Source organism: Actinoplanes sp. CA-051413 (assembly GCF_050955795.1).
Classification (GTDB): Bacteria; Actinomycetota; Actinomycetes; order Mycobacteriales; family Micromonosporaceae; genus Actinoplanes.
Genome location: NZ_CP192100.1, coordinates 701,909 through 718,710 on the forward strand (window position 1 = coordinate 701,909; position 16,802 = coordinate 718,710).

Genomic DNA, 16,802 nt, shown 5'->3' on the forward strand with positions numbered 1-16,802 from the left:
GAGGGCGGGCGGCCACGGGGGTCGCCCGCCCTTTCAGCGTACGAACAGGTTCGCGCCGAGGGTGCACAGCACCGACAGCACGATCGACCCCAGGATCATGAACAGGCAGCCCGTGCCGCCACCAAGCGGTCGCACTTCAACGTTTCCGAATCGCATGGGCGCCGGGTACCCGGGGCGACGGGAGCCAATCCCTCAGCAATGTTGAACTGAGTGGTTCAGTGGCGTAAGGTGAACCACATGGTTCAGCAAGAGGTTCTCGACCGGGTGTTCGCGTCACTCGCCGATCAGCAGCGCCGCCGGATCCTGGTCCGGCTCGGCGAAGGCCCGGCCACCATCGGCGAGCTGGCCGAGCCGGTCGGGATGAGCCTGACCGGCATGAAGAAGCACGTCCAGGTGCTCGAGGCCGCGGGCCTCGTCGTCACGGAGAAGGTCGGGCGGTCGCGGCAGTGCCGCCTGGGCCCGGCGCCACTGGACGACGCCATGGCGTGGATCGCCTTCTATCAGCGGCTCTGGGCCCGCAAGCTCGACGGCCTCGACGCCTACTTCACCCTACGCAACGGCACGGAAGGAAACGCATCGTGACCCTCGACCTGCGCATGACCCGGCGGCTCCCGGCCACACCGGCCGAGGTCTTCGACGCCTACACCGACGCGGAACAGCAGAAGATCTGGTTCAGCATCCTCGACGAGCAGCCCGGCATCGTCGAGATCGAGGTGGACCTGCGGGTCGGTGGCCAGCAGACCGCTGTGTGGGGCCCGGACCGCGACACCCTGTTCCGGGAGACGCAGACCTTCGTGGAGATCGACCGGCCGCACCGGCTGGTCACCGAGTCCACCGGCACCAGCCCGGACGGCATGACGATGAGCACCCGGATCGAGGTCACCTTCGAAACGGCCGGCGACGGCACCCTGATGACCGTCGTGCAGAGCGGCTTCCCGGTGCCCGAGGTCCGCGACTTCTTCGTCAGCGAGGTGTGGGTGGGAGCCTTCGACCGCATCGAGGCGTTCCTGATCCGCGGAACGAAGCCGGCCGATGCGTAGCGGGGTGCTGGTGATTGCGGCCGCCGCCGGCGCGGCGGTGCTGATCAATCTGATCCTGTACGGCATCGGCCGGGCAGCCGGCGGCTCCTTCCGCTTCACCACACCCACCGGCCCGGCCGAGGTCGACGGCGTCACCGTGGCGGCCTTCAGCGCCCTGCCGCTGCTGGCCGGGCTCGTAGCGGTGGCGCTGCTGTCCCGCTTCGGCGCGTGGGTGACCCGCACCGCGCTGATCGTCGGCCCGCTGCTGGCCGTTGCCACGATCTTCGCCATGACGCTGCCCACGGACCTCGACGCCACCAGCAAGGTGACCCTCGCCCTCTGCCACCTGGTCCTTGTGCCGATCATCATCGTTGCCGTCCGGCTGCTTGGCCGACGAGCGGAGGTCGCGGGCCAGATCGACGTTGTCACCGGGCCAGCCTAAGGAGAAAGCGTTGGTGCCGGGCCGGCCTGTGGATAACGCGGAGGTGCCGGGCCGGCCTGTGGATAAAACGGAGGTGCCGGGCCGGCCCGAGGACAATGTGGAGGTGCCGGACTGGCCGACGTCGTTGCCGGGCCGGCCCCAAGAGAAGCGGAGGTGCCGAGCCGGTCCGAGGAGACGCGAGGCGGCGGGCCGGTCCGAGGAGAAGCGGAGGCGGCGGGCCGGCGTGGGGACAAATAGGATCGTGGGTATGCCGAAAATCGTCGCGCTCCGGCGCTATCCCCTGAAGAGTGCGCTGGGCGAGGCCCTCGACGCGGCAGACGTCGACCGTACCGGTCTGGCCGGCGACCGGATCTGGGCCTGCGTGGACGGCGAGGACGGCACGGTCGGCAGCGCCAAGCACCCAAGGCGCTGGGGCCGGCTCCTGGAGGTCGGCACGTTCCTGCACGAGGACGAGCTCACCTTGCGGGTCGGCACTTCCGCCGTACGAGCGGGCAGCGCCGAGGCCGACGCGGCCTTGACCACCCACCTGGGCCGGCCGGTGCGGCTCAGCCGGACCGCGCCGGCCGATCCGCGCCTGCACCGGGTGATGCCCGACGACGCGGGCATGGTCCCGGAGTGGATGGCGGGCAGCCTGCCCGGCGAGGAGACCGTCAGCCCGGTCGGCGGCGTGGAACGGCTCGGCCGGTTCGCCGACTTCGGCGCGCTGCACATCGTGACCACGGGCGAGCTGGCTCGGCTGGGTGAGCGCAGCGGCGGCGCTCCGGTGTCCGCGGCCCGGTTCCGCCCGAATGTGATCCTCGACCTGCCGCGGGACCCGGAGCCCGGCACCGAGCTGCGGCTGGGCGACGTGGTGCTGCGGATCGATCTGCCCACCCCGCGTTGCGTGATTCCCGGGCTGGGCCAGGGTGAGCTGCCGGCCGACAAGTCCGTGCTGAGCACGCTGGCCCGGCAGTACCGCATCGAGATCCCCGGCCTCGGCCGCGCCGCCTGTTTCGGCACCTACGCCGACGTCGTCCAGCCCGGCCGGCTCGAGGTCGGTCAGGTTCTGCACTAGGAAGACGCCGGAGCTGGGGCAGACTGGCCGGATGAGTCGAGAAGCCCTCGGGGTCGCCGTCGCCGGTTTCGGCTGGATGGGTCGGGTGCACACCCAGTCCTACCTGCGGGTTCCGCACCACTTCCCGCAGCTCGCGGTCCGGCCGGAGCTGGTTGCCGTCGCCGACGAGGTGCCCGGCCGGGCCGCCGAGGCGGCCGAGCAGTACGGCTTCGCCGGTGCCACCCTCGACTGGCGCGAGCTGGCCACCGACCCGCGCGTGCGGGCCGTGAGCATCACCGCGCCGAACTTCCTGCACCGTGAGCTGGGAGTGGCGCTGGCCCGGGCCGGCAAGCACATCTGGATCGAGAAGCCGGTCGGCCTGGACGCCGCGGACGCGCAGGCGGTCGCTGCGGCGGTGCGCGAGGCGGGCGTCCAGGGTGCCGTGGGCTTCAACTACCGGAACGCCCCGGCGGTGGCCGCCGCCCGCGAGCTGATCGCCGCCGGTGAGCTGGGCACGGTGACGCACGCGCGGTTCCGGCTGTTAAGTGACTACGCCGCCCATCCCGAGGGGGCACTGAGCTGGCGTTTCGAGCGGGCGCGGGGTGGCAGCGGGGTGCTCGGCGACCTGGCCGCGCACGGCGTCGACCTGGTGCGGCACCTGCTCGGTGACATCGACGCGCTGGTCGCGGACACCGCGACGTTCGTGACCGAGCGGGCCCGGCCGACCGGCGCGACCGCCGGGCACACCCGGGCCAGCGGCGGCGAGCTGGGCCCGGTGGAGAACGAGGACTACGTCTCCAGCCAGCTGCGGCTCGCCTCGGGGGCCCGCGTGGTGCTGGAGGCCAGCCGGGTCGCGGTGGGGCAGCAGAACAACTACGGCTTCGAGGTGCACGGCACGCGCGGTTCGGTGGCCTGGGACTTCCGGCGGATGGGCGAGCTGAGCGTCAGCGCCGGCGACGGCTATCAGGACCTGCCGGTCCGGACCGTCTACGTCGGACCGGAGGCGGGGGAGTACGCGGCGTTCCAGCCGGGCGCCGGCATTGCGATGGGCTACGACGACCTGAAGGTCATCGAGGCCTACCACTTCCTGCGGTCGATCGCCGAGGACAAGCCGTACGGCGCGACCCTCGACGACGCCGTGGCAAGCGCGCTGGCCCTGGACGCGATGGCCCGGTCGGTCGACAGCGGCGCGTGGGTGCGCCTGCGTTAGCGGGTGATGCGGCCCAGCCACTCGTCCAGCAGTGCCCGCTCCGCGCCGGACAACTCCGCGAGCTGCGGCAGCGCGGCGCGCAAAGCAACGGCGTGGCCGGTCACACCGTCGTGGCCGGCGGCGGGAGAGTCCGTCGTCACGGTTGCGATGACCGACTCCCGGGCCAGCGTGGACAGGGCCGGGTCGCGCTGCTCCGGGAGCATGCTGATGAGCTGGAAGGTCATGCCCGCGCCGGCCGAGTGGATCAGGTGCGCGGCGCGTTCCTCGCTCACCCGCAGGCGGCCGGCCTCCGCGATGCGGCGTACCTGGCCGGCCAGGATCACCGCGGCCTCACGCGCGGCCGGTGACTGCACGCCGGGCCGCGGCTCGCCGTAAATGAGCGCGTAGTACGCCGGGTTCTCCACCCCGAACGCCACGTGCAGGTCCCAGCCCCGGCGCAGGTCCTCGACCGGGTCGTCGCCGGGCTCGAGGGCGGCCTTGCTGCGCAGATAAGTGGCGAAGCCGTGGCTCGCGACCGCGTCGAGCAGGCCTTGCTTGTCACCGAAGCTGCGGTAGATGGTGGGTGCCTGGACGCCGGCAGCCGCGCTGACCGCCCGGGTCGACACGGCCTCCCGGCCGCCCTCGGTGAGCAGGGCGGCGGCAGCCTCGATGATCCGTTCGCGGGTGGTCGTCGCCATGTAGCAACGATAACACTCAACTGTTAGCGCCTTTGCGTTAGCGGTGATAACGTGGTTACGTTATCGACGTCACCAGCACATGAGGGAGTCACCATGACCGACAACCGGAACCGCGTCGCGATCGTCACCGGCGGATCCCGCGGCATCGGCCGCGCGGCCGCCGAGCGCCTCGCCGCCGACGGGCAGAGCGTCGTCATCGTCTACGCGGGAAACAAGTCCGAGGCCGAGAAGACGGTGGCGGCCATCGAGGCCGCCGGCGGCTCCGCGGTCGCCATCCAGGCCGACGTGGCCGACGAGACCGCCGTCCGGGCGGCCTTCGACCTGGCCGAGCAGCGGTACGGCGGCATCGACGTGGTCGTCAACGCGGCCGGTATCATGCTGCTCGCGCCCGTCGCCGAGCTGAGCCTCGACGAGCTCGACCGGATGCACCGCACCAACATCCGCGGCACCTTCGTGGTGGCGCAGGAGGCCGCCCGCCGGATCCGGGCCGGCGGCGCGATCATCAACTTCTCCACCTCGGTGACCCGGCTCCACCTGCCGACCTACGCGGCGTACGCGGCCAGCAAGGCGGCCGTCGAGGCGATCAGCCCGATCCTGGCCAAGGAACTGCACGGCCGCGACATCACCGTCAACGCCGTGGCGCCCGGCCCGACCGCGACCGCGCTGTTCCTGGACGGCAAGGACGAGGCGACGATCGAGCGGATGGCCAAGATGAACCCGATGGAGCGGCTGGGCCGGCCGGAGGACATCGCCGAGGTGATCTCGTCGCTGGCCGGCCCGGCCCGGTGGATCAACGGCCAGACGATCTACGTCAACGGCGGCGTGGCCTGACGCCGGTCAGGCGGCGGCCGGGACGCGGCGGGCGCTGCGGGCCGGCAGGGCGTTCTCCGGCAGGACGGCTCGAGCGGCCTCGGCCAGCGCCTCCGCGTTGGCCACCTCCTGGCGCAGGCTGCGCACGGCGGCGGTCGCGATGTCCGACGCCTGCCAGGCGGCCTGCTCGGCGTCCAGCGCGTCCTGGTAGGCGCTGAAGCGGTGGGTGACCGCGGCCCGGGCGAGGACGAGCTCCTGCTCGACCGGGTGCAGGGCCGGGTCCCAGCCGTTGCGGTGGGTCAGCGCGTCCAGCAGCTGGGTGTCGGAGAGGTCGCCCCGGCGGTAGGCGGCCTGGGCGGAGCGGCGCAGGGCCTGGGCCCGGTCCGCGCGTTCCTCGTCGGTGACCGGGGTCTGCGGCACGCCGTACGCGGCGGCGCGGCGAGCCCGGGCCAGGGACGCGTCCGCCCGCTGGTACGCCTGCCAGGCGCCCTCGACGGCCGCCTGCGCCCGCTGGCATTCCTCGCGGTGACGCTCGGCGGTGTGGGCCGCGCCCCGGGCAGCCACGGTGATCTCATCGGCGTACCGGATCGCCTCGGCGGCCTCCGCGGCCCGGCGCTCGGCCTCGGCGCGCTTCTGCTCCGCGTTGGCGGCCAGCCAGGCGGAGATCTGCCGCGGGCGGTGCACGCCGCGCGGCAGGGCCAGCGCGAACAGCGCGACCAGGGCCAGCAGGATCAGGGTGAGCCAGATGGCGGCCATCCGGCCGCTGTTGCCGACGAAGATTTCCACAGCGAAGTCCATGATCTATCCCTTGTCCACCGCGAGAGGTCAGTAATCGAGCACCCTCGAACCGAGCCGAGAGCGTGACGAGACGTTCAGACGGTGTGCGGGGGACCGCGCGGCGCGGTGGCGGCGGTGCTGACCTGGTCGGTCAGGAGGGGAGCGGCGAGCCGGACGGGCCCGGCCGGTGCAGTGGCGGCGGCCGGCGGGTCGGTGACGATCTCCTCGACCAGCGGCGCGGGCGCCGGAGCGACCGGGGCTGCGGCCGCGGCGGCGGTGACGGGCGCCGGCAGGGGATCGGTGACCGGGCCGGCGGCGGTCGGTGCCCCGAGCAGCGCGGCCAGGAACAGGGAGACGACGAGCGGCAGCCTCGTTCGGCGAAGCACGCTCCTCACATCCACACCGGACAACCTATCGGTGAACCGGGACGGAACGCATCTCCGGAGCTCGATCAGGTGACCGACGCAACAAGGCTCAGAGCTGCTCCAGCCGCCGGATCTCGCTGCCCTGCTCCACGGCCATCTCGTTGGCCGTCTCGCGCAGCACCTCGTCGCTGCCGCCGCCCAGCACGTCGCCGGCCATCTGGATGGCGCCCTGGTGGTGCGCGGTCATCATCGCGACGAACTTGCGGTCGAAGTCGGCGCCGCGGGCCGCGGTGAGCGCCGCCAGGTCGGCCGGGGACTGCATGCCCGGCATGGTGCTGTGGTCGTGCCCCGGGTCGGTCGCGGGCAGCTTGCGGTCCTGCAGCCAGCGCTTCAGCCAGGTGATCTCCGGGCCCTGGGCGGCGCTGATCCGGGCGGCCAGGGCGCGCAGCCCGGTGCCACCGGCGCGTTCCGGGGCCAGCTCGGCCATCTCGATCGCCTGGGTGTGGTGCACGATCATCATCTGCACGAAGGCGACGTCGATCGTGTTGTACGTCGAGCCGTCGGGTGCGCGTACCTGATCGGAGTCACTCACCCGGGCCGACTCGCCGGGCTTGCCGGGCAGCACGACGCGGACCGGCGGCGTGGAGCTCGCGGCGGGCCGCGGCGCGGCGGCCGACCGGTCGTCGCCGGCCCGCGCGACCATCGCTGTCCCGCCGGCTGCCAGCACGACGGCTGCCGCACTGACCAGCATGAATGTCCTTTGCCGAGTCATCAGGTCCTCTCGCCCGGATAACAATGTCCCCCGCGTTCCGCCTCTGGCCACTACTGTAGCGACGAAGGTGAATGCGCACCGAACGTGACTACATCCTGCCCCTCGGTGCGCCAGCAGCCGGAAGGAGCTCCATGAAGCACTCTGCCTCACGAGGGCGGCAGCTCAAGCGCCTGGCGTGCGTCAGCGCGGCCGCGGTCCTCTTCGGACTGTTGTCGGCGCCGTCGAGCGGCGCCGCGCAGGCCCCCGCACTCGATCCCGGCACCCCGCCCGGTGTCGACGAGGTCGCCAGCACCCCGAACCTCAACCAGGTCGCCAACCTGCCGAAGACGGGCCCGTTCGCCACCTCGACGAACTCGGACCTCGCCTTCCAGGACGATTACGCATACGCCGGTAACTACAACGGTTTCACGGTCTATGACATCAAGGACCCGGAGGAGCCCGCTGTCGCCGCGCAGGTGCTCTGCCCCGGCTCGCAGAACGACGTCTCGGTCAAGGGCAACCTGTTGTTCCTCGGCACCGACTCGCAGCGGACGAACGACTCCTGCGACAACACCGGCTCCACCACCGCCGCCCCCGGCGAGCGGTGGGAAGGCATCAAGATCTTCGACATCAGCGACCCGCTGTCGCCCAAGTACCTGAAGTCGGTCAAGACCGACTGCGGCTCGCACACCCAGACGCTGGTGCCGGGCAAGCGCGGCGACAACTCGATCTACCTGTACGTGTCGTCGTACAACCTGGCCGGCACGGACCAGCCGAACTGCCCGCTGCCGCACGACAAGATCTCGGTCGTCCGGGTGCCGGTGCAGAACCCCACCGCTGCGGCCGTGGTGGCGACCCCGGTGCTGTTCCCGGACGGCGGCTACCCGGGTGGCACCGAGGGCCAGTCCCCGACGACCGGCTGCCACGACATCACCGCGTACCCGGAGAAGGACATCGCGGCCGGCGCCTGCATGGGTGACGGCGTGCTGTTCGACATCTCCGTGCGCAGCGCGCCGAAGGTGATCACCAGCGTGCGGGACACCGTGAACTTCGCGTTCTGGCACTCGGCCACCTTCAACAACAACGCCACCAAGGTCGTCTTCACCGACGAGCTCGGCGGCGGCGGCGCGGCCACCTGCAACCCGGAGATCGGCCCGAACCGGGGCGCCGACGCGATCTACGACATCGTCGGCAAGGGCAAGAACCGCAAGCTGGAGTTCCGCAGCTACTTCAAGATCCCGCGGACCAACACCGAGAACGAGAACTGCGTGGCCCACAACGGCTCGCTGATCCCGGTCCCGGGCCGCGACATCATGGTGCAGGCGTGGTACCAGGGCGGCATCTCGGTCTGGGACTTCACCAACTCCCGCAAGCCCAAGGAGATCGCCTACTGGGAGCGGGGCCCGCTCTCGGCCGACAGCTTCGTGCTGGGTGGCTCGTGGTCCGCGTACTGGTACAACGGCTACGTGTTCTCGAACGACATCGTCAAGGGCCTGGATGTCCTGAAGCTCAAGGACCCGCGGACCAACCCGGCCCGCCGGTTCCTGACGGACGAGTTCAACGCGCAGACCCAGGACAACTTCCGCAACTGGTAGGTCCCGGATCAATGTGGGCCCGGTCTCTTCGTGAGACCGGGCCCGTCGCGTCTGGCAGTGTTCATTGACGTGGAGAACCTCTGGCTTCAGCAGATCGCGGCGAACCCCGGCCACTCGCAGTGGTACGTCGAACGCTTCCGCACCATGGCGAGCAAGGGCGCCGACCTCGGCGGCGAGGCCCGGCTGATCGACGCGATGGTCCCGCGCGGCGCGCGCATCCTCGACGCGGGGTGCGGCACCGGCCGCGTGGGTGGCCGGCTCGCCGCGGCCGGCCACCGGGTGACCGGCGTGGATCTTGACCCGGAGCTGATCGCGGCCGCCGAGCAGGACTATCCGGGCACCGACTGGCAGGTCGGCGACCTGACCGAGCTGGAGCTGCCGGACCGCTTCGACGTGATCGTCTGCGCCGGCAACGTCATGACCTTCGTGGCCCCGGACACCCGCGGTGAGATCCTCCGGCGGATGCGCGCCCACCTGAGCGGCAACGGCCGGGTGGCGATCGGCTTCGGCGCCGACCGGGGCTATCCGTTCGACGAGTTCCGCGCCGACGCGGCCGCCGCCGGGCTGGCCGAGGACCTGCTGCTGGCCACCTGGGATCTGCGCCCGTTCGGCCCCGGCTCGGACTTCCTGGTCGCCCTGCTCAGGCCCGCCTGACCAGCTCCTGGCGGCAGGCCCGGGCCGCGGCGCTCAGCCGCCGGTCCCGGTGCTGGATCAGGCCGATGGCCGGGTGGGCCGGCGCGGGGTCCAGCCGTACGACGGTGACGGCCGGTCCCGGAGCCACCGTGGCCGAGCGGGCCAGCAGGGCCACGGCCAGCCCGGCCCCGACCAGCTCACGGATGCTGGCCGCGCTGTGGGTCTCGAACTGCACCCGCGGCTCGAAGCCCGCCGCGGCGGCCGCCCGGTCGAGGATGGCCCGCAGTCCGCTGCCCGCCGGCAGGCACACGAACGGCTCGTCGCGCACCTCGGCCAGCTCCCGGACCGCCGCGCGGCCGGGCGGCAGGACCAGGACGACCTGCTCGTCCACCAGGTGCCGGGCCGTGAACCGCGCGGGCAGGTCGTCGTGGACCGGCCCGAGCACCAGATCGACCGCGCCCGCGTCCAGCATGGCCAGCAGTTCGGCGATCAGCCCGGTGCGCAGCGCCAGCGAGACCCCCGGGAAGCGGGTGTGGAAGCCGGCGAGCGCGGCGGGCAGGTCGTAACCGCCGAGCACGGCCATCGAGCCGAGCGTCACCCGCCCGTGCAGCACGGCTGCGAGCTCCGCGAGGTCCGTACGGGCGCCGTCCAGCTCGCCGAACACGCGCCGGCAGCGGGTCAGCAGCAACTCGCCGGCCTCGGTGAGCGCCACCCGGCGGGTGGTCCGGGCGAACAGGGCCGTGCCCAGCTCCGCCTCCAGCGCCCGGACCTGCGCCGACACCGCGGACTGGGCTACCCGCAACTGCTCGGCGGCCCGGGTGAAGCCACCGAGCCGGGCGACGGCCTCGAAGTAGGTCAACTGGCGCAGCTCCATCCACTCATCGTGCTGCGCGATGAATGGGAGCGCAAAGCCGTCTTGGACTTATGAACGCCATCGACGCAGGCTGAAGGACATGCGACGACATCTCGGTGACCTGCCCACACCCGCGCTCGGTCTCGGCTGTATGGGCTTCTCCCAGGCGTACGGGCCGGCCGACGACGAGCAGTCCGTGGCCACCGTCCGGACCGCCCTCGACCTCGGGGTCACGCTGATCGACACCGCGATGAGCTACGGCCGCGGGCACAACGAGCGGCTCATCGGCCGGGCGATCGCCGGGCGGCGCGCCGAGGTCGTGCTGGCGACCAAGTTCGGCATCGTCCGCGGCGAGGACGGCGTGCGGCTGGACGGCCGGCCCGACCACGTGCGCCGGTACTGCGACGCGTCTTTGGAGCGGCTCGGCGTCGACACCATCGACCTGTACTACCTGCACCGCGTCGACCCGGCCGTGCCGGTGGCCGAGACGGTCGGCGCGATGGCCGAGCTGGTCACCGCGGGCAAGGTCCGGCACCTCGGGCTCTCCGAGGTCGACCCGGGGCAGCTCGAGCAGGCGGTGGCGGTGCATCCGATCGCGGCGGTGCAGTTCGAGTGGTCGCTGTCGTGGCGTGAGCCCGAGCGGGACGTCGTCCCGGCGGCGCGGCGGCTCGGGGTGGGGCTGGTGCCGTACAGCCCGCTCGGGCGGGGGCTGCTGACGGGGGTGCTGCCGGCCGCGTACGGCGACGGCGACTTCCGCCGGGACGATCCGCGCTTCGCCGGTGAGCACCTGACCGCCAACCTCGCCCTGGTGACAGAGCTGACCACGATCGCCGCCGCGTACGGGATCAGCCCCGCTCAGCTCGCCCTGGCCTGGCTGCTCGCCCAGGGGCCGGACGTCGTGCCGATCCCCGGCACCCGCAGTCCCGCCCGCCTGGCCGAGAACGCCGCCGCAGCGCGGGTGCAGCTCAACGACGCGGACCTGGCCACGCTGGCCGCCCAGACCTGGCACGGTGACCGCCGGTCGTTCGCCGCCTACGGCACCTCGCGGACCTGATCAGCGGTTGTTCATGCTGAAGTGCATGTCGTCCTTGAGGCTGTTCCACCGTCCGCCCCAGTAGAAGCCCTGGTCGGTGAACGCCCGGACCGCACCGCTCGCGTGCATCATGCCGCGGCGGTAGACGTCGCGCCGCAGGAAGTCGGCGCCGGCGGCCGGGTCGACGTACGAGCCGCGGACCATCGGGTTCTGCACCGGGTTGACGTCGATGGCCTTGCCGTACGCGTGCTGCGACCAGGTCCTGCTCCCGCTGACGACCCGGCAGTTGTAGCCCGAGGTGACCGCGGCCATGTCGGAGATGTAGGGCGCGTTGAGGGTCATCGGGCTCATCCCCTGGATCCGGAAGCGCATCCGGTACAGCGTCCGGAACGCCCGCTGGGTGCGGGTGGCGATGGTGCGGTGCACGATGATGCTGCCCTGGTGGGACACGCCGTAGAAGTCGATGTAGGTGACCCAGACCTTGCGCAGGTCGGCCGGGCGTACCGGGCACTTCTTGGCGGGGTCCCAGTTCACCGCCCCCGGGGTCACGACTTCGATCGACGACCGCCAGCCGGAGAGCCGCCCGGCGGCCGGGCGGGCCAGGTTGAGCACCCCGTCCGCGCTGGGCTGGTTCGGCTTGACGATGCCGTTCCAGGCGCGCAGGTCACGCGGGCGCAGGCCGCGGGCCCGGGCAATGCTCTTGATCGTCTCGCCGGGGCGGACCACGTGATAGGCCGGCGCCGCGTCGGCCGGGGTCACCGCGACTGCCGGGGTGGCCGGGACGAGAGCGGGCGCGACGGTCAGGACGAGGGCGCTGAGCACTGTGAGCAGATGTTTCACATGGCCTATTACGCCTCGGATCAGCGCGTGAAGCCGGCGAAACCGGAAAATAGCTCGCTTAACGACGGCAGCCCGCCCCGGTTCGGGACGGGCTGCCGAGCGCCAGAGGTCAGCGGCGGCTGCGGCGGATCAGCACCAGCGCCACCGTGGCCGCGGAGGCGACGGCGGCGACGATCGCCACCGGCACGGGACGCCGTACCGTCGTCGCGGCCCGGTCGCGGACGGTGCCCGCCAGCGCGGTGGTCCGGACGGCGACATCAGAGGCCTTCGCGCGTACGCGGGCCTTCACGTCGGTCTTCGCGGCCAGGGCCGCGGCGGTCTCGCCCAGGTCTTCACGGGTACGCGCGATCTCGGCCTTGAGCTGCGCCGGATCCTGCGGGGCCGTGCCGTTCGCCCGGGTGGTGGTGTCGCTGCTCATCCGTGCCTCCCGTCCCGGACGGCGGACTTGACCGCGTCCACGTCCCGCTTGGTGCTGTCGACCGCGGCGGTCGGTGCCGGCGGCACGGCCTGCTGGACCTGCTTCTTACCCAGCAGCGCGGCCACGCCTGCGATGGCGAACACCACAACGGTGACCACGAGGGCCGCCAGCCAGGTCGGCAATACCAGGGCCAGGGCTGCTCCGATGGTCACGAGGAGGGCGCCCACGCCGTACATGGCCAGCACGCCGGCCCCGCCCAGGAGCCCGGCGCCGGTCCCGGCGCGCTTGCCCTTCTCCACCATCTCCACGCGGGCGAGCGCCAGCTCGTCCCGCACGAGGGTGGACACCTGCTCGGTCATCTGGCTCACGAGCTGTGCGGTCGACGCCTCCGCCGGCCACACAGTGCGCGACTGTGTATCGGTCATGATCATCTCCATCCTGCTTCCGACGCCGACCCGTGCTGACCAGCGCGTCAGTCCCTTCACCTACCCAGGACCGGGACCGCTAAGCCCACCGGCGCGAACCGCACCTGATCGGGTCGCCGCTCGCCCGCGGCCGGGCTCCCCGGCGCGCTACCGTTCGTGGGGCAGGCAGCCGTCGTCCGGCGGCCGCCGAGAAAGAGGTGTATCGCGATGACCGCAGAGAAGGCCGTACTCGCCGGAGGCTGTTTCTGGGGAATGCAGGACCTGATCCGCAAGCGCCCGGGCATCGTCTCGACCCGGGTCGGCTACACCGGTGGCGACGTGCCCGACGCGACGTACCGCAACCACGGGACGCACGCCGAGGCTATCGAAATCGTCTACGACCCAGCCGTCACGTCGTACCGTGATCTTCTGGAGTTCTTCTTCCAGATCCACGACCCGACCACGCTGAACCGCCAGGGTGGCGACATCGGCCTCAGCTACCGGTCGGCGATCTTCTACACCGACGACGAGCAGAAGCGCGTCGCGCTGGACACGATCGCGGACGTCGAGGCGTCCGGGCTGTGGCCGGGCAAGGTCGTCACCGAGGTGACCGCCGCCGGCCCGTTCTGGGAGGCCGAGCCGGAGCACCAGGACTACCTGGAGCGCATTCCGAACGGCTACACCTGCCACTTCCCGCGGCCGGGCTGGAAGCTGCCGCACCGCGCCGGCTGATCCCCCGCACGCGCACCCTCGTGCCTACGGGCCGGAGCCCGGCCGGCGGATAATCTGCCTACCGGATTCCGGCCCGTACGTTCAGAGTGGAGTGTTGTGAAGCTGAGTCTCAACAAGCGTCAGGTCATCATCGGGGCAGTGGTGCTCGCGGTGGTCCTGGTGGGACTGGCGGTGGGCAGGTCGGCCCGCGAGGAGCAGGGCGGCGGCGTGCTCGACGCCCCGGCTGCGCGGGCGTGCACCGACTTCGCCGACGGCTACCCGGAGGCTCGTACGGCGGCGGCCCGGCTCGCCCTGGCCGACAAGGTCAGCAAGTCGGCCGCCGGCACCGACAACGACGCGATCGCCGACCGGGTCCTGGCCGTGGGGGACAGCGCCAACGACAGCACCACGGCCTGGAAGGCGGACGCCGACGCGCTCACCAAGGCCTGCCGGGACGCCGGCTGGAGCTGATCGCGGCGGGGCCGCCGGTGTGCGAGCATCCCTGCATGACCAAGCTGACGGGACAGCAGATCGCCGACGAGGCCCCGGCCGGATGGGTCTACCTGCTCGGTGGGTTCCAGACCAGGATCCGTACCCGGGACTTCGCGGCCGGGCTGGCCATCGTCGACGCGATCGGCGCGGCCGCGGAGGCGATGGACCACCACCCGGACCTCGACCTCCGCTACACCCACGTAGACATCCGCCTGACCAGCCACGACGTCCGCGCGGTGACCAGTCGCGACCTCCGGCTGGCCCGCACGATCTCCACCATCGCCGCCGACGCCGGCACGGCCACCGAAAGCGCGACCGTCTCCCGGCTGGAGCTGGCCCTGGACAGCCCGGACTTCGACGCGGTCCTGCCGTTCTGGGGCGCGGTGCTGGCGATGGAACCGGCCGGCGACGAGCTGCGCGACCCGTACGGGGCGCTGCCGGTCATGTGGTTGCAGAAATCCGGCAGCGAGGAGCCCCGGCAGCACTGGCACCCGGACGTGTGGGTGGACCCGGCTCAGGTCCAGCCGAGAATCGACGCGGCGGTGGCGGCGGGCGGCACGCTGGTCAGCGACGCGGAGGCGCCGAGCTTCTGGGTGCTGGCGGATCCGCAGGGCAACAAGGTCTGCCTCTGCACCTGGCAGGACCGCGCGACGGCCGAGTGACCCGGCGGCGGGGGGTCTGCCTCAGCCGGCCGTGGCCGGGGCACCGAGGTGCTCGGCGAGAATCGCCCGGTGGGTGGCGCGAGCGTCCGTGTGCCGCTGCAGGCCCTCCTCCGTCACCGTGACGAAGACCCCACGGCGGTCGTCCTCGCACAGGCTGCGACAGACCAGCCCGCCCTTCTCCAGCCGCGCCACGGTCCGGGACAGCGCGCTCTGGCTCAGATACATGTCCGCGGCGAGGTCCTGCATGCGTCGCTTCTCACAGGTGACCGTGATCAGCCGGTCGAGGGTCTCGAATTCGCCCATGGTCAGCCCGTGGGTCTCCTGCAGCGCCCGCTCCAGGTGCCCAGCGACCTCGTTGTAGCTGGTCAGCAGGGAGCGCCAGCGCTCAACCAGGGCCGGCTCGGACGTCATGTCGCGCATCCTAACTGCTGGGGGAGGTAGATGCACCCAAATTATATGCACGCGAATCTGATGCGTCGACATTTAATGCGCGTGCATGTAGCTTCTGGCCCGTGACTATCTCAGAAGCCGCCCTCCCGGCGGCAGCTCCGGCCACCCCGGTCGATCAGCGCTGGACCCCGCGTCTCTGGGGCGTCCTGGCGGTGCTGTGCGCCGTGCTCTTCCTCGACGGGCTCGACGTCTCGATGGTCGGCGTGGCGCTGCCGTCCATCGGCACCGAGCTCGGCCTGTCGACCACGTCGCTGCAGTGGATCGTCAACGGCTACGTGCTCGGCTACGGCGGACTGCTGCTGCTCGGTGGGCGTACCGCCGATCTGCTCGGCCGTCGCAAGGTCTTCCTGATCGCCCTCGCCGTCTTCGCGGTGGCCTCGCTCGTCGGCGGCCTCGTCGACGACGGCACGCTGCTCATCGCCACCCGCTTCGTCAAGGGCCTGGCCGCCGCGTTCACCGCGCCGACCGCCCTGTCGATCCTGACCACCACGTTCCACGAGGGCCCAGCCCGCAACCGCGCGCTGTCGGTGTTCTCCGTCTTCGGCGCGAGCGGCTACTCGTCCGGCCTGATCCTGGGTGGGCTGCTCACCAGCTTCGGCTGGCGGTGGACGTTCCTGATCCCCGTACCGCTGGCGATCGGGGCCCTGGTCGCGGGCATGGCGCTGATCCCGCGCGACCGCCCGGCCGCGGGCGGCGGCCACGACCTGGTCGGCGCCGCGACCCTGACCTCCGGAATGCTCCTGGCCGTCTACACCGTCGTGTCGGCTCCGGACCGCGGCTGGACGGACCCGCTGACCCTGGGCTCGCTGCTGCTGTCGGTGGCGCTGCTCGTCGGCTTCTTCATCACCGAGAAGCGGGTCCGGCACCCGCTGATCCGGCTGGGCATCCTGCGCACCGGCACGGTCGTCCGGGCCAACCTGAGCATGATCGCCCTGTTCGGCTCCTACCTGAGCTTCCAGTTCATGATGACGCTGTATCTGCAGAACGTCCTGCACTGGTCGCCGCTGCGGATGGCGCTCGCGTTGCTGCCGGCGGGCCTGCTGGTCGCGTTCGGGTCACCCTTCGTGGGCCGGCTGATCGACCGGTACGGCACCCCGCGCCTGCTGATCAGCTCGATGACCTCGCTGCTGCTGGGCTACGCGTGGTTCCTGCTGACGGCGGGCAACGCACCGCACTACGCGGTGACGGTCCTACCGACGATGCTGCTGCTGGGCGGCGGTTTCGCGTTCGGCTTCAGCTCGATCATGGCCCAGGCGACGCAGGGCATCGCCGACTCCGAGCAGGGTCTGGCCTCCGGTCTGGTGCAGACCTCGGGGCAGGTGGGCGCGGCCCTGGTGCTGGCTGTGCTGACGGCACTGCTCACGAACGGGGGAGCGGGCACCGACTTCAGCGGCTTCCACCCCGGCGTCAACCTGGTGACCGGCGTGGCGCTGGTCGGCCTGCTGCTCAACCTGGTCCCGCTGCTCAACCGGCGCCGGCCGGCGTGACCGGCCGGATGCGCGGTGCCGGTCCCGCCGGCACCGCGCATCCAAGCCGCGGCCATGACCCACAGCACAGCACGCGTACGCATGACATGCGTACGCTGGGGAACCCGGACCTGTTCGACCATGGTTGACCCGGAGGAACC

Annotated in this window: 23 protein-coding genes; 13 read left to right on the plus strand and 10 right to left on the minus strand. The window is 71.7% G+C overall.

The window, feature by feature from the left end; all coding sequences use genetic code 11:
- Positions 1 to 33: 33 nt before the first annotated feature.
- Positions 34 to 156 carry a hypothetical protein gene (locus ACQP2Y_RS03275; RefSeq protein WP_433724447.1) on the minus strand — a complete coding sequence of 41 codons (123 nt, stop codon included), beginning with the start codon at positions 154 to 156 and terminating at the stop codon, positions 34 to 36.
- An 81-nt stretch (positions 157 to 237) separates the two neighbouring features.
- Here ACQP2Y_RS03275 and ACQP2Y_RS03280 point away from each other — a divergent pair, with 81 nt between their 5' ends.
- The 5 genes from ACQP2Y_RS03280 (at position 238) to ACQP2Y_RS03300 (ending at position 3,704) form a co-directional block, all read left to right on the plus strand.
- On the plus strand, positions 238 to 582 hold the full coding sequence (locus ACQP2Y_RS03280) for an ArsR/SmtB family transcription factor (protein WP_433724449.1): 345 nt from the start codon (positions 238 to 240) through the stop codon (positions 580 to 582).
- Positions 579 to 1,040 (plus strand): SRPBCC family protein, encoded by a 462-nt coding sequence (locus ACQP2Y_RS03285; protein WP_433724451.1) that lies wholly within the window; start codon positions 579 to 581, stop codon positions 1,038 to 1,040. The genes ACQP2Y_RS03280 and ACQP2Y_RS03285 overlap by 4 nt, the downstream gene beginning before the upstream one ends.
- Entirely contained in the window at positions 1,033 to 1,461 is a 429-nt protein-coding gene (locus tag ACQP2Y_RS03290) for a DUF6069 family protein (protein ID WP_433724453.1), read from the plus strand. The genes ACQP2Y_RS03285 and ACQP2Y_RS03290 overlap by 8 nt, the downstream gene beginning before the upstream one ends.
- Positions 1,462 to 1,708: 247 nt before the next feature.
- Positions 1,709 to 2,515, plus strand: coding sequence for an MOSC domain-containing protein (locus ACQP2Y_RS03295; protein WP_433724455.1), 807 nt, complete (start codon positions 1,709 to 1,711; stop codon positions 2,513 to 2,515).
- A 31-nt stretch (positions 2,516 to 2,546) separates the two neighbouring features.
- Positions 2,547 to 3,704, plus strand: a complete 1,158-nt coding sequence (locus tag ACQP2Y_RS03300; protein ID WP_433724457.1) for a Gfo/Idh/MocA family protein — start codon at positions 2,547 to 2,549, stop codon at positions 3,702 to 3,704.
- Here the strand turns inward: ACQP2Y_RS03300 and ACQP2Y_RS03305 are convergent.
- Positions 3,701 to 4,381, minus strand: a complete 681-nt coding sequence (locus ACQP2Y_RS03305) for a TetR/AcrR family transcriptional regulator (protein WP_433724459.1) — start codon at positions 4,379 to 4,381, stop codon at positions 3,701 to 3,703. The genes ACQP2Y_RS03300 and ACQP2Y_RS03305 overlap by 4 nt on opposite strands.
- A 93-nt stretch (positions 4,382 to 4,474) precedes the next feature.
- On the opposite strand from ACQP2Y_RS03305, the gene ACQP2Y_RS03310 reads away from it, so the two are divergent.
- The gene (locus ACQP2Y_RS03310) at positions 4,475 to 5,212 is read left to right on the plus strand and encodes an SDR family oxidoreductase (RefSeq protein ID WP_433724461.1); all 738 of its coding nucleotides are present in this window, start codon (positions 4,475 to 4,477) and stop codon (positions 5,210 to 5,212) included.
- Positions 5,213 to 5,218: 6 nt separating this feature from the next.
- Here ACQP2Y_RS03310 and ACQP2Y_RS03315 read toward each other — a convergent pair whose 3' ends face one another.
- The 3 genes from ACQP2Y_RS03315 to ACQP2Y_RS03325 all read right to left on the minus strand — a co-directional run bounded on the left by ACQP2Y_RS03315 (position 5,219) and on the right by ACQP2Y_RS03325 (position 7,084).
- Positions 5,219 to 5,989: a hypothetical protein gene (locus tag ACQP2Y_RS03315; RefSeq protein ID WP_433724463.1), complete on the minus strand. Its 771-nt coding sequence runs from the start codon at positions 5,987 to 5,989 to the stop codon at positions 5,219 to 5,221.
- A gap of 74 nt (positions 5,990 to 6,063) precedes the next feature.
- Positions 6,064 to 6,354 carry a hypothetical protein gene (locus tag ACQP2Y_RS03320; RefSeq protein WP_433724465.1) on the minus strand — a complete coding sequence of 97 codons (291 nt, stop codon included), beginning with the start codon at positions 6,352 to 6,354 and terminating at the stop codon, positions 6,064 to 6,066.
- Positions 6,355 to 6,442: 88 nt separating this feature from the next.
- The gene (locus ACQP2Y_RS03325; RefSeq protein ID WP_433724467.1) at positions 6,443 to 7,084 is read right to left on the minus strand and encodes a DUF305 domain-containing protein; all 642 of its coding nucleotides are present in this window, start codon (positions 7,082 to 7,084) and stop codon (positions 6,443 to 6,445) included.
- Positions 7,085 to 7,236: 152 nt separating this feature from the next.
- Here ACQP2Y_RS03325 and ACQP2Y_RS03330 point away from each other — a divergent pair, with 152 nt between their 5' ends.
- Both ACQP2Y_RS03330 and ACQP2Y_RS03335 read left to right on the plus strand, forming a co-directional pair.
- Positions 7,237 to 8,679, plus strand: a complete 1,443-nt coding sequence (locus tag ACQP2Y_RS03330; protein WP_433724469.1) for an LVIVD repeat-containing protein — start codon at positions 7,237 to 7,239, stop codon at positions 8,677 to 8,679.
- Between the two features lie 144 nt (positions 8,680 to 8,823).
- Positions 8,824 to 9,333, plus strand: coding sequence for a class I SAM-dependent methyltransferase (locus ACQP2Y_RS03335; RefSeq protein WP_433731714.1), 510 nt, complete (start codon positions 8,824 to 8,826; stop codon positions 9,331 to 9,333).
- Here ACQP2Y_RS03335 and ACQP2Y_RS03340 read toward each other — a convergent pair.
- A complete protein-coding gene (locus ACQP2Y_RS03340; protein ID WP_433724471.1) occupies positions 9,320 to 10,186 on the minus strand; it encodes a LysR family transcriptional regulator in 867 nt (288 codons plus the stop codon). The two genes, ACQP2Y_RS03335 and ACQP2Y_RS03340, sit on opposite strands and share 14 nt — an antisense overlap.
- 79 nt (positions 10,187 to 10,265) lie before the next feature.
- Between ACQP2Y_RS03340 and ACQP2Y_RS03345 the strand changes: the two genes are divergently transcribed.
- Positions 10,266 to 11,219, plus strand: coding sequence for an aldo/keto reductase (locus ACQP2Y_RS03345; protein ID WP_433724473.1), 954 nt, complete (start codon positions 10,266 to 10,268; stop codon positions 11,217 to 11,219).
- On the opposite strand, the gene ACQP2Y_RS03350 is transcribed toward ACQP2Y_RS03345, so the two are convergent.
- The 3 genes from ACQP2Y_RS03350 to ACQP2Y_RS03360 all read right to left on the minus strand — a co-directional run bounded on the left by ACQP2Y_RS03350 (position 11,220) and on the right by ACQP2Y_RS03360 (position 12,881).
- Positions 11,220 to 12,038 carry a M15 family metallopeptidase gene (locus tag ACQP2Y_RS03350; RefSeq protein WP_433724475.1) on the minus strand — a complete coding sequence of 273 codons (819 nt, stop codon included), beginning with the start codon at positions 12,036 to 12,038 and terminating at the stop codon, positions 11,220 to 11,222.
- A 109-nt stretch (positions 12,039 to 12,147) separates the two neighbouring features.
- Positions 12,148 to 12,456, minus strand: a complete 309-nt coding sequence (locus ACQP2Y_RS03355; protein WP_433724477.1) for a DUF3618 domain-containing protein — start codon at positions 12,454 to 12,456, stop codon at positions 12,148 to 12,150.
- Positions 12,453 to 12,881, minus strand: coding sequence for a phage holin family protein (locus ACQP2Y_RS03360; RefSeq protein WP_433724479.1), 429 nt, complete (start codon positions 12,879 to 12,881; stop codon positions 12,453 to 12,455). The genes ACQP2Y_RS03355 and ACQP2Y_RS03360 overlap by 4 nt, the downstream gene beginning before the upstream one ends.
- A 207-nt stretch (positions 12,882 to 13,088) precedes the next feature.
- Here ACQP2Y_RS03360 and msrA point away from each other — a divergent pair, with 207 nt between their 5' ends.
- From msrA to ACQP2Y_RS03375, 3 genes are all read left to right on the plus strand, one after another.
- Complete coding sequence (msrA, locus tag ACQP2Y_RS03365) at positions 13,089 to 13,592, plus strand: peptide-methionine (S)-S-oxide reductase MsrA (RefSeq protein WP_433724481.1); 504 nt, start codon at positions 13,089 to 13,091, stop codon at positions 13,590 to 13,592.
- A gap of 96 nt (positions 13,593 to 13,688) precedes the next feature.
- Positions 13,689 to 14,042: a hypothetical protein gene (locus ACQP2Y_RS03370; protein ID WP_433724483.1), complete on the plus strand. Its 354-nt coding sequence runs from the start codon at positions 13,689 to 13,691 to the stop codon at positions 14,040 to 14,042.
- 35 nt (positions 14,043 to 14,077) lie between these two features.
- Positions 14,078 to 14,725: a 4a-hydroxytetrahydrobiopterin dehydratase gene (locus ACQP2Y_RS03375; RefSeq protein ID WP_433724485.1), complete on the plus strand. Its 648-nt coding sequence runs from the start codon at positions 14,078 to 14,080 to the stop codon at positions 14,723 to 14,725.
- Positions 14,726 to 14,746: 21 nt separating this feature from the next.
- Here the strand turns inward: ACQP2Y_RS03375 and ACQP2Y_RS03380 are convergent, their stop codons facing one another.
- Positions 14,747 to 15,136 (minus strand): MarR family winged helix-turn-helix transcriptional regulator, encoded by a 390-nt coding sequence (locus ACQP2Y_RS03380; RefSeq protein WP_433724487.1) that lies wholly within the window; start codon positions 15,134 to 15,136, stop codon positions 14,747 to 14,749.
- A gap of 101 nt (positions 15,137 to 15,237) precedes the next feature.
- Between ACQP2Y_RS03380 and ACQP2Y_RS03385 the strand changes: the two genes are divergently transcribed.
- A complete protein-coding gene (locus ACQP2Y_RS03385; RefSeq protein ID WP_433724489.1) occupies positions 15,238 to 16,662 on the plus strand; it encodes an MFS transporter in 1,425 nt (474 codons plus the stop codon).
- Positions 16,663 to 16,802 lie beyond the last annotated feature (140 nt).

Coding starts and splice junctions, on each gene's coding strand:
- ACQP2Y_RS03295 (WP_433724455.1), top strand. CDS start 1,709: ATGCCGAAAATCGTCGCGCTCCGGCGCTATCCCCTGAAGAGTGCGCTG.
- ACQP2Y_RS03275 (WP_433724447.1), bottom strand. CDS start 156: ATGCGATTCGGAAACGTTGAAGTGCGACCGCTTGGTGGCGGCACGGGC.
- msrA (WP_433724481.1), top strand. CDS start 13,089: ATGACCGCAGAGAAGGCCGTACTCGCCGGAGGCTGTTTCTGGGGAATG.
- ACQP2Y_RS03300 (WP_433724457.1), top strand. CDS start 2,547: ATGAGTCGAGAAGCCCTCGGGGTCGCCGTCGCCGGTTTCGGCTGGATG.
- ACQP2Y_RS03325 (WP_433724467.1), bottom strand. CDS start 7,084: ATGCTGGTCAGTGCGGCAGCCGTCGTGCTGGCAGCCGGCGGGACAGCG.
- ACQP2Y_RS03345 (WP_433724473.1), top strand. CDS start 10,266: ATGCGACGACATCTCGGTGACCTGCCCACACCCGCGCTCGGTCTCGGC.
- ACQP2Y_RS03380 (WP_433724487.1), bottom strand. CDS start 15,136: ATGACGTCCGAGCCGGCCCTGGTTGAGCGCTGGCGCTCCCTGCTGACC.
- ACQP2Y_RS03335 (WP_433731714.1), top strand. CDS start 8,824: ATGGCGAGCAAGGGCGCCGACCTCGGCGGCGAGGCCCGGCTGATCGAC.
- ACQP2Y_RS03330 (WP_433724469.1), top strand. CDS start 7,237: ATGAAGCACTCTGCCTCACGAGGGCGGCAGCTCAAGCGCCTGGCGTGC.
- ACQP2Y_RS03310 (WP_433724461.1), top strand. CDS start 4,475: ATGACCGACAACCGGAACCGCGTCGCGATCGTCACCGGCGGATCCCGC.
- ACQP2Y_RS03360 (WP_433724479.1), bottom strand. CDS start 12,881: ATGACCGATACACAGTCGCGCACTGTGTGGCCGGCGGAGGCGTCGACC.
- ACQP2Y_RS03340 (WP_433724471.1), bottom strand. CDS start 10,186: ATGGAGCTGCGCCAGTTGACCTACTTCGAGGCCGTCGCCCGGCTCGGT.
- ACQP2Y_RS03315 (WP_433724463.1), bottom strand. CDS start 5,989: ATGGACTTCGCTGTGGAAATCTTCGTCGGCAACAGCGGCCGGATGGCC.
- ACQP2Y_RS03280 (WP_433724449.1), top strand. CDS start 238: ATGGTTCAGCAAGAGGTTCTCGACCGGGTGTTCGCGTCACTCGCCGAT.
- ACQP2Y_RS03375 (WP_433724485.1), top strand. CDS start 14,078: ATGACCAAGCTGACGGGACAGCAGATCGCCGACGAGGCCCCGGCCGGA.
- ACQP2Y_RS03355 (WP_433724477.1), bottom strand. CDS start 12,456: ATGAGCAGCGACACCACCACCCGGGCGAACGGCACGGCCCCGCAGGAT.
- ACQP2Y_RS03305 (WP_433724459.1), bottom strand. CDS start 4,381: ATGGCGACGACCACCCGCGAACGGATCATCGAGGCTGCCGCCGCCCTG.
- ACQP2Y_RS03290 (WP_433724453.1), top strand. CDS start 1,033: ATGCGTAGCGGGGTGCTGGTGATTGCGGCCGCCGCCGGCGCGGCGGTG.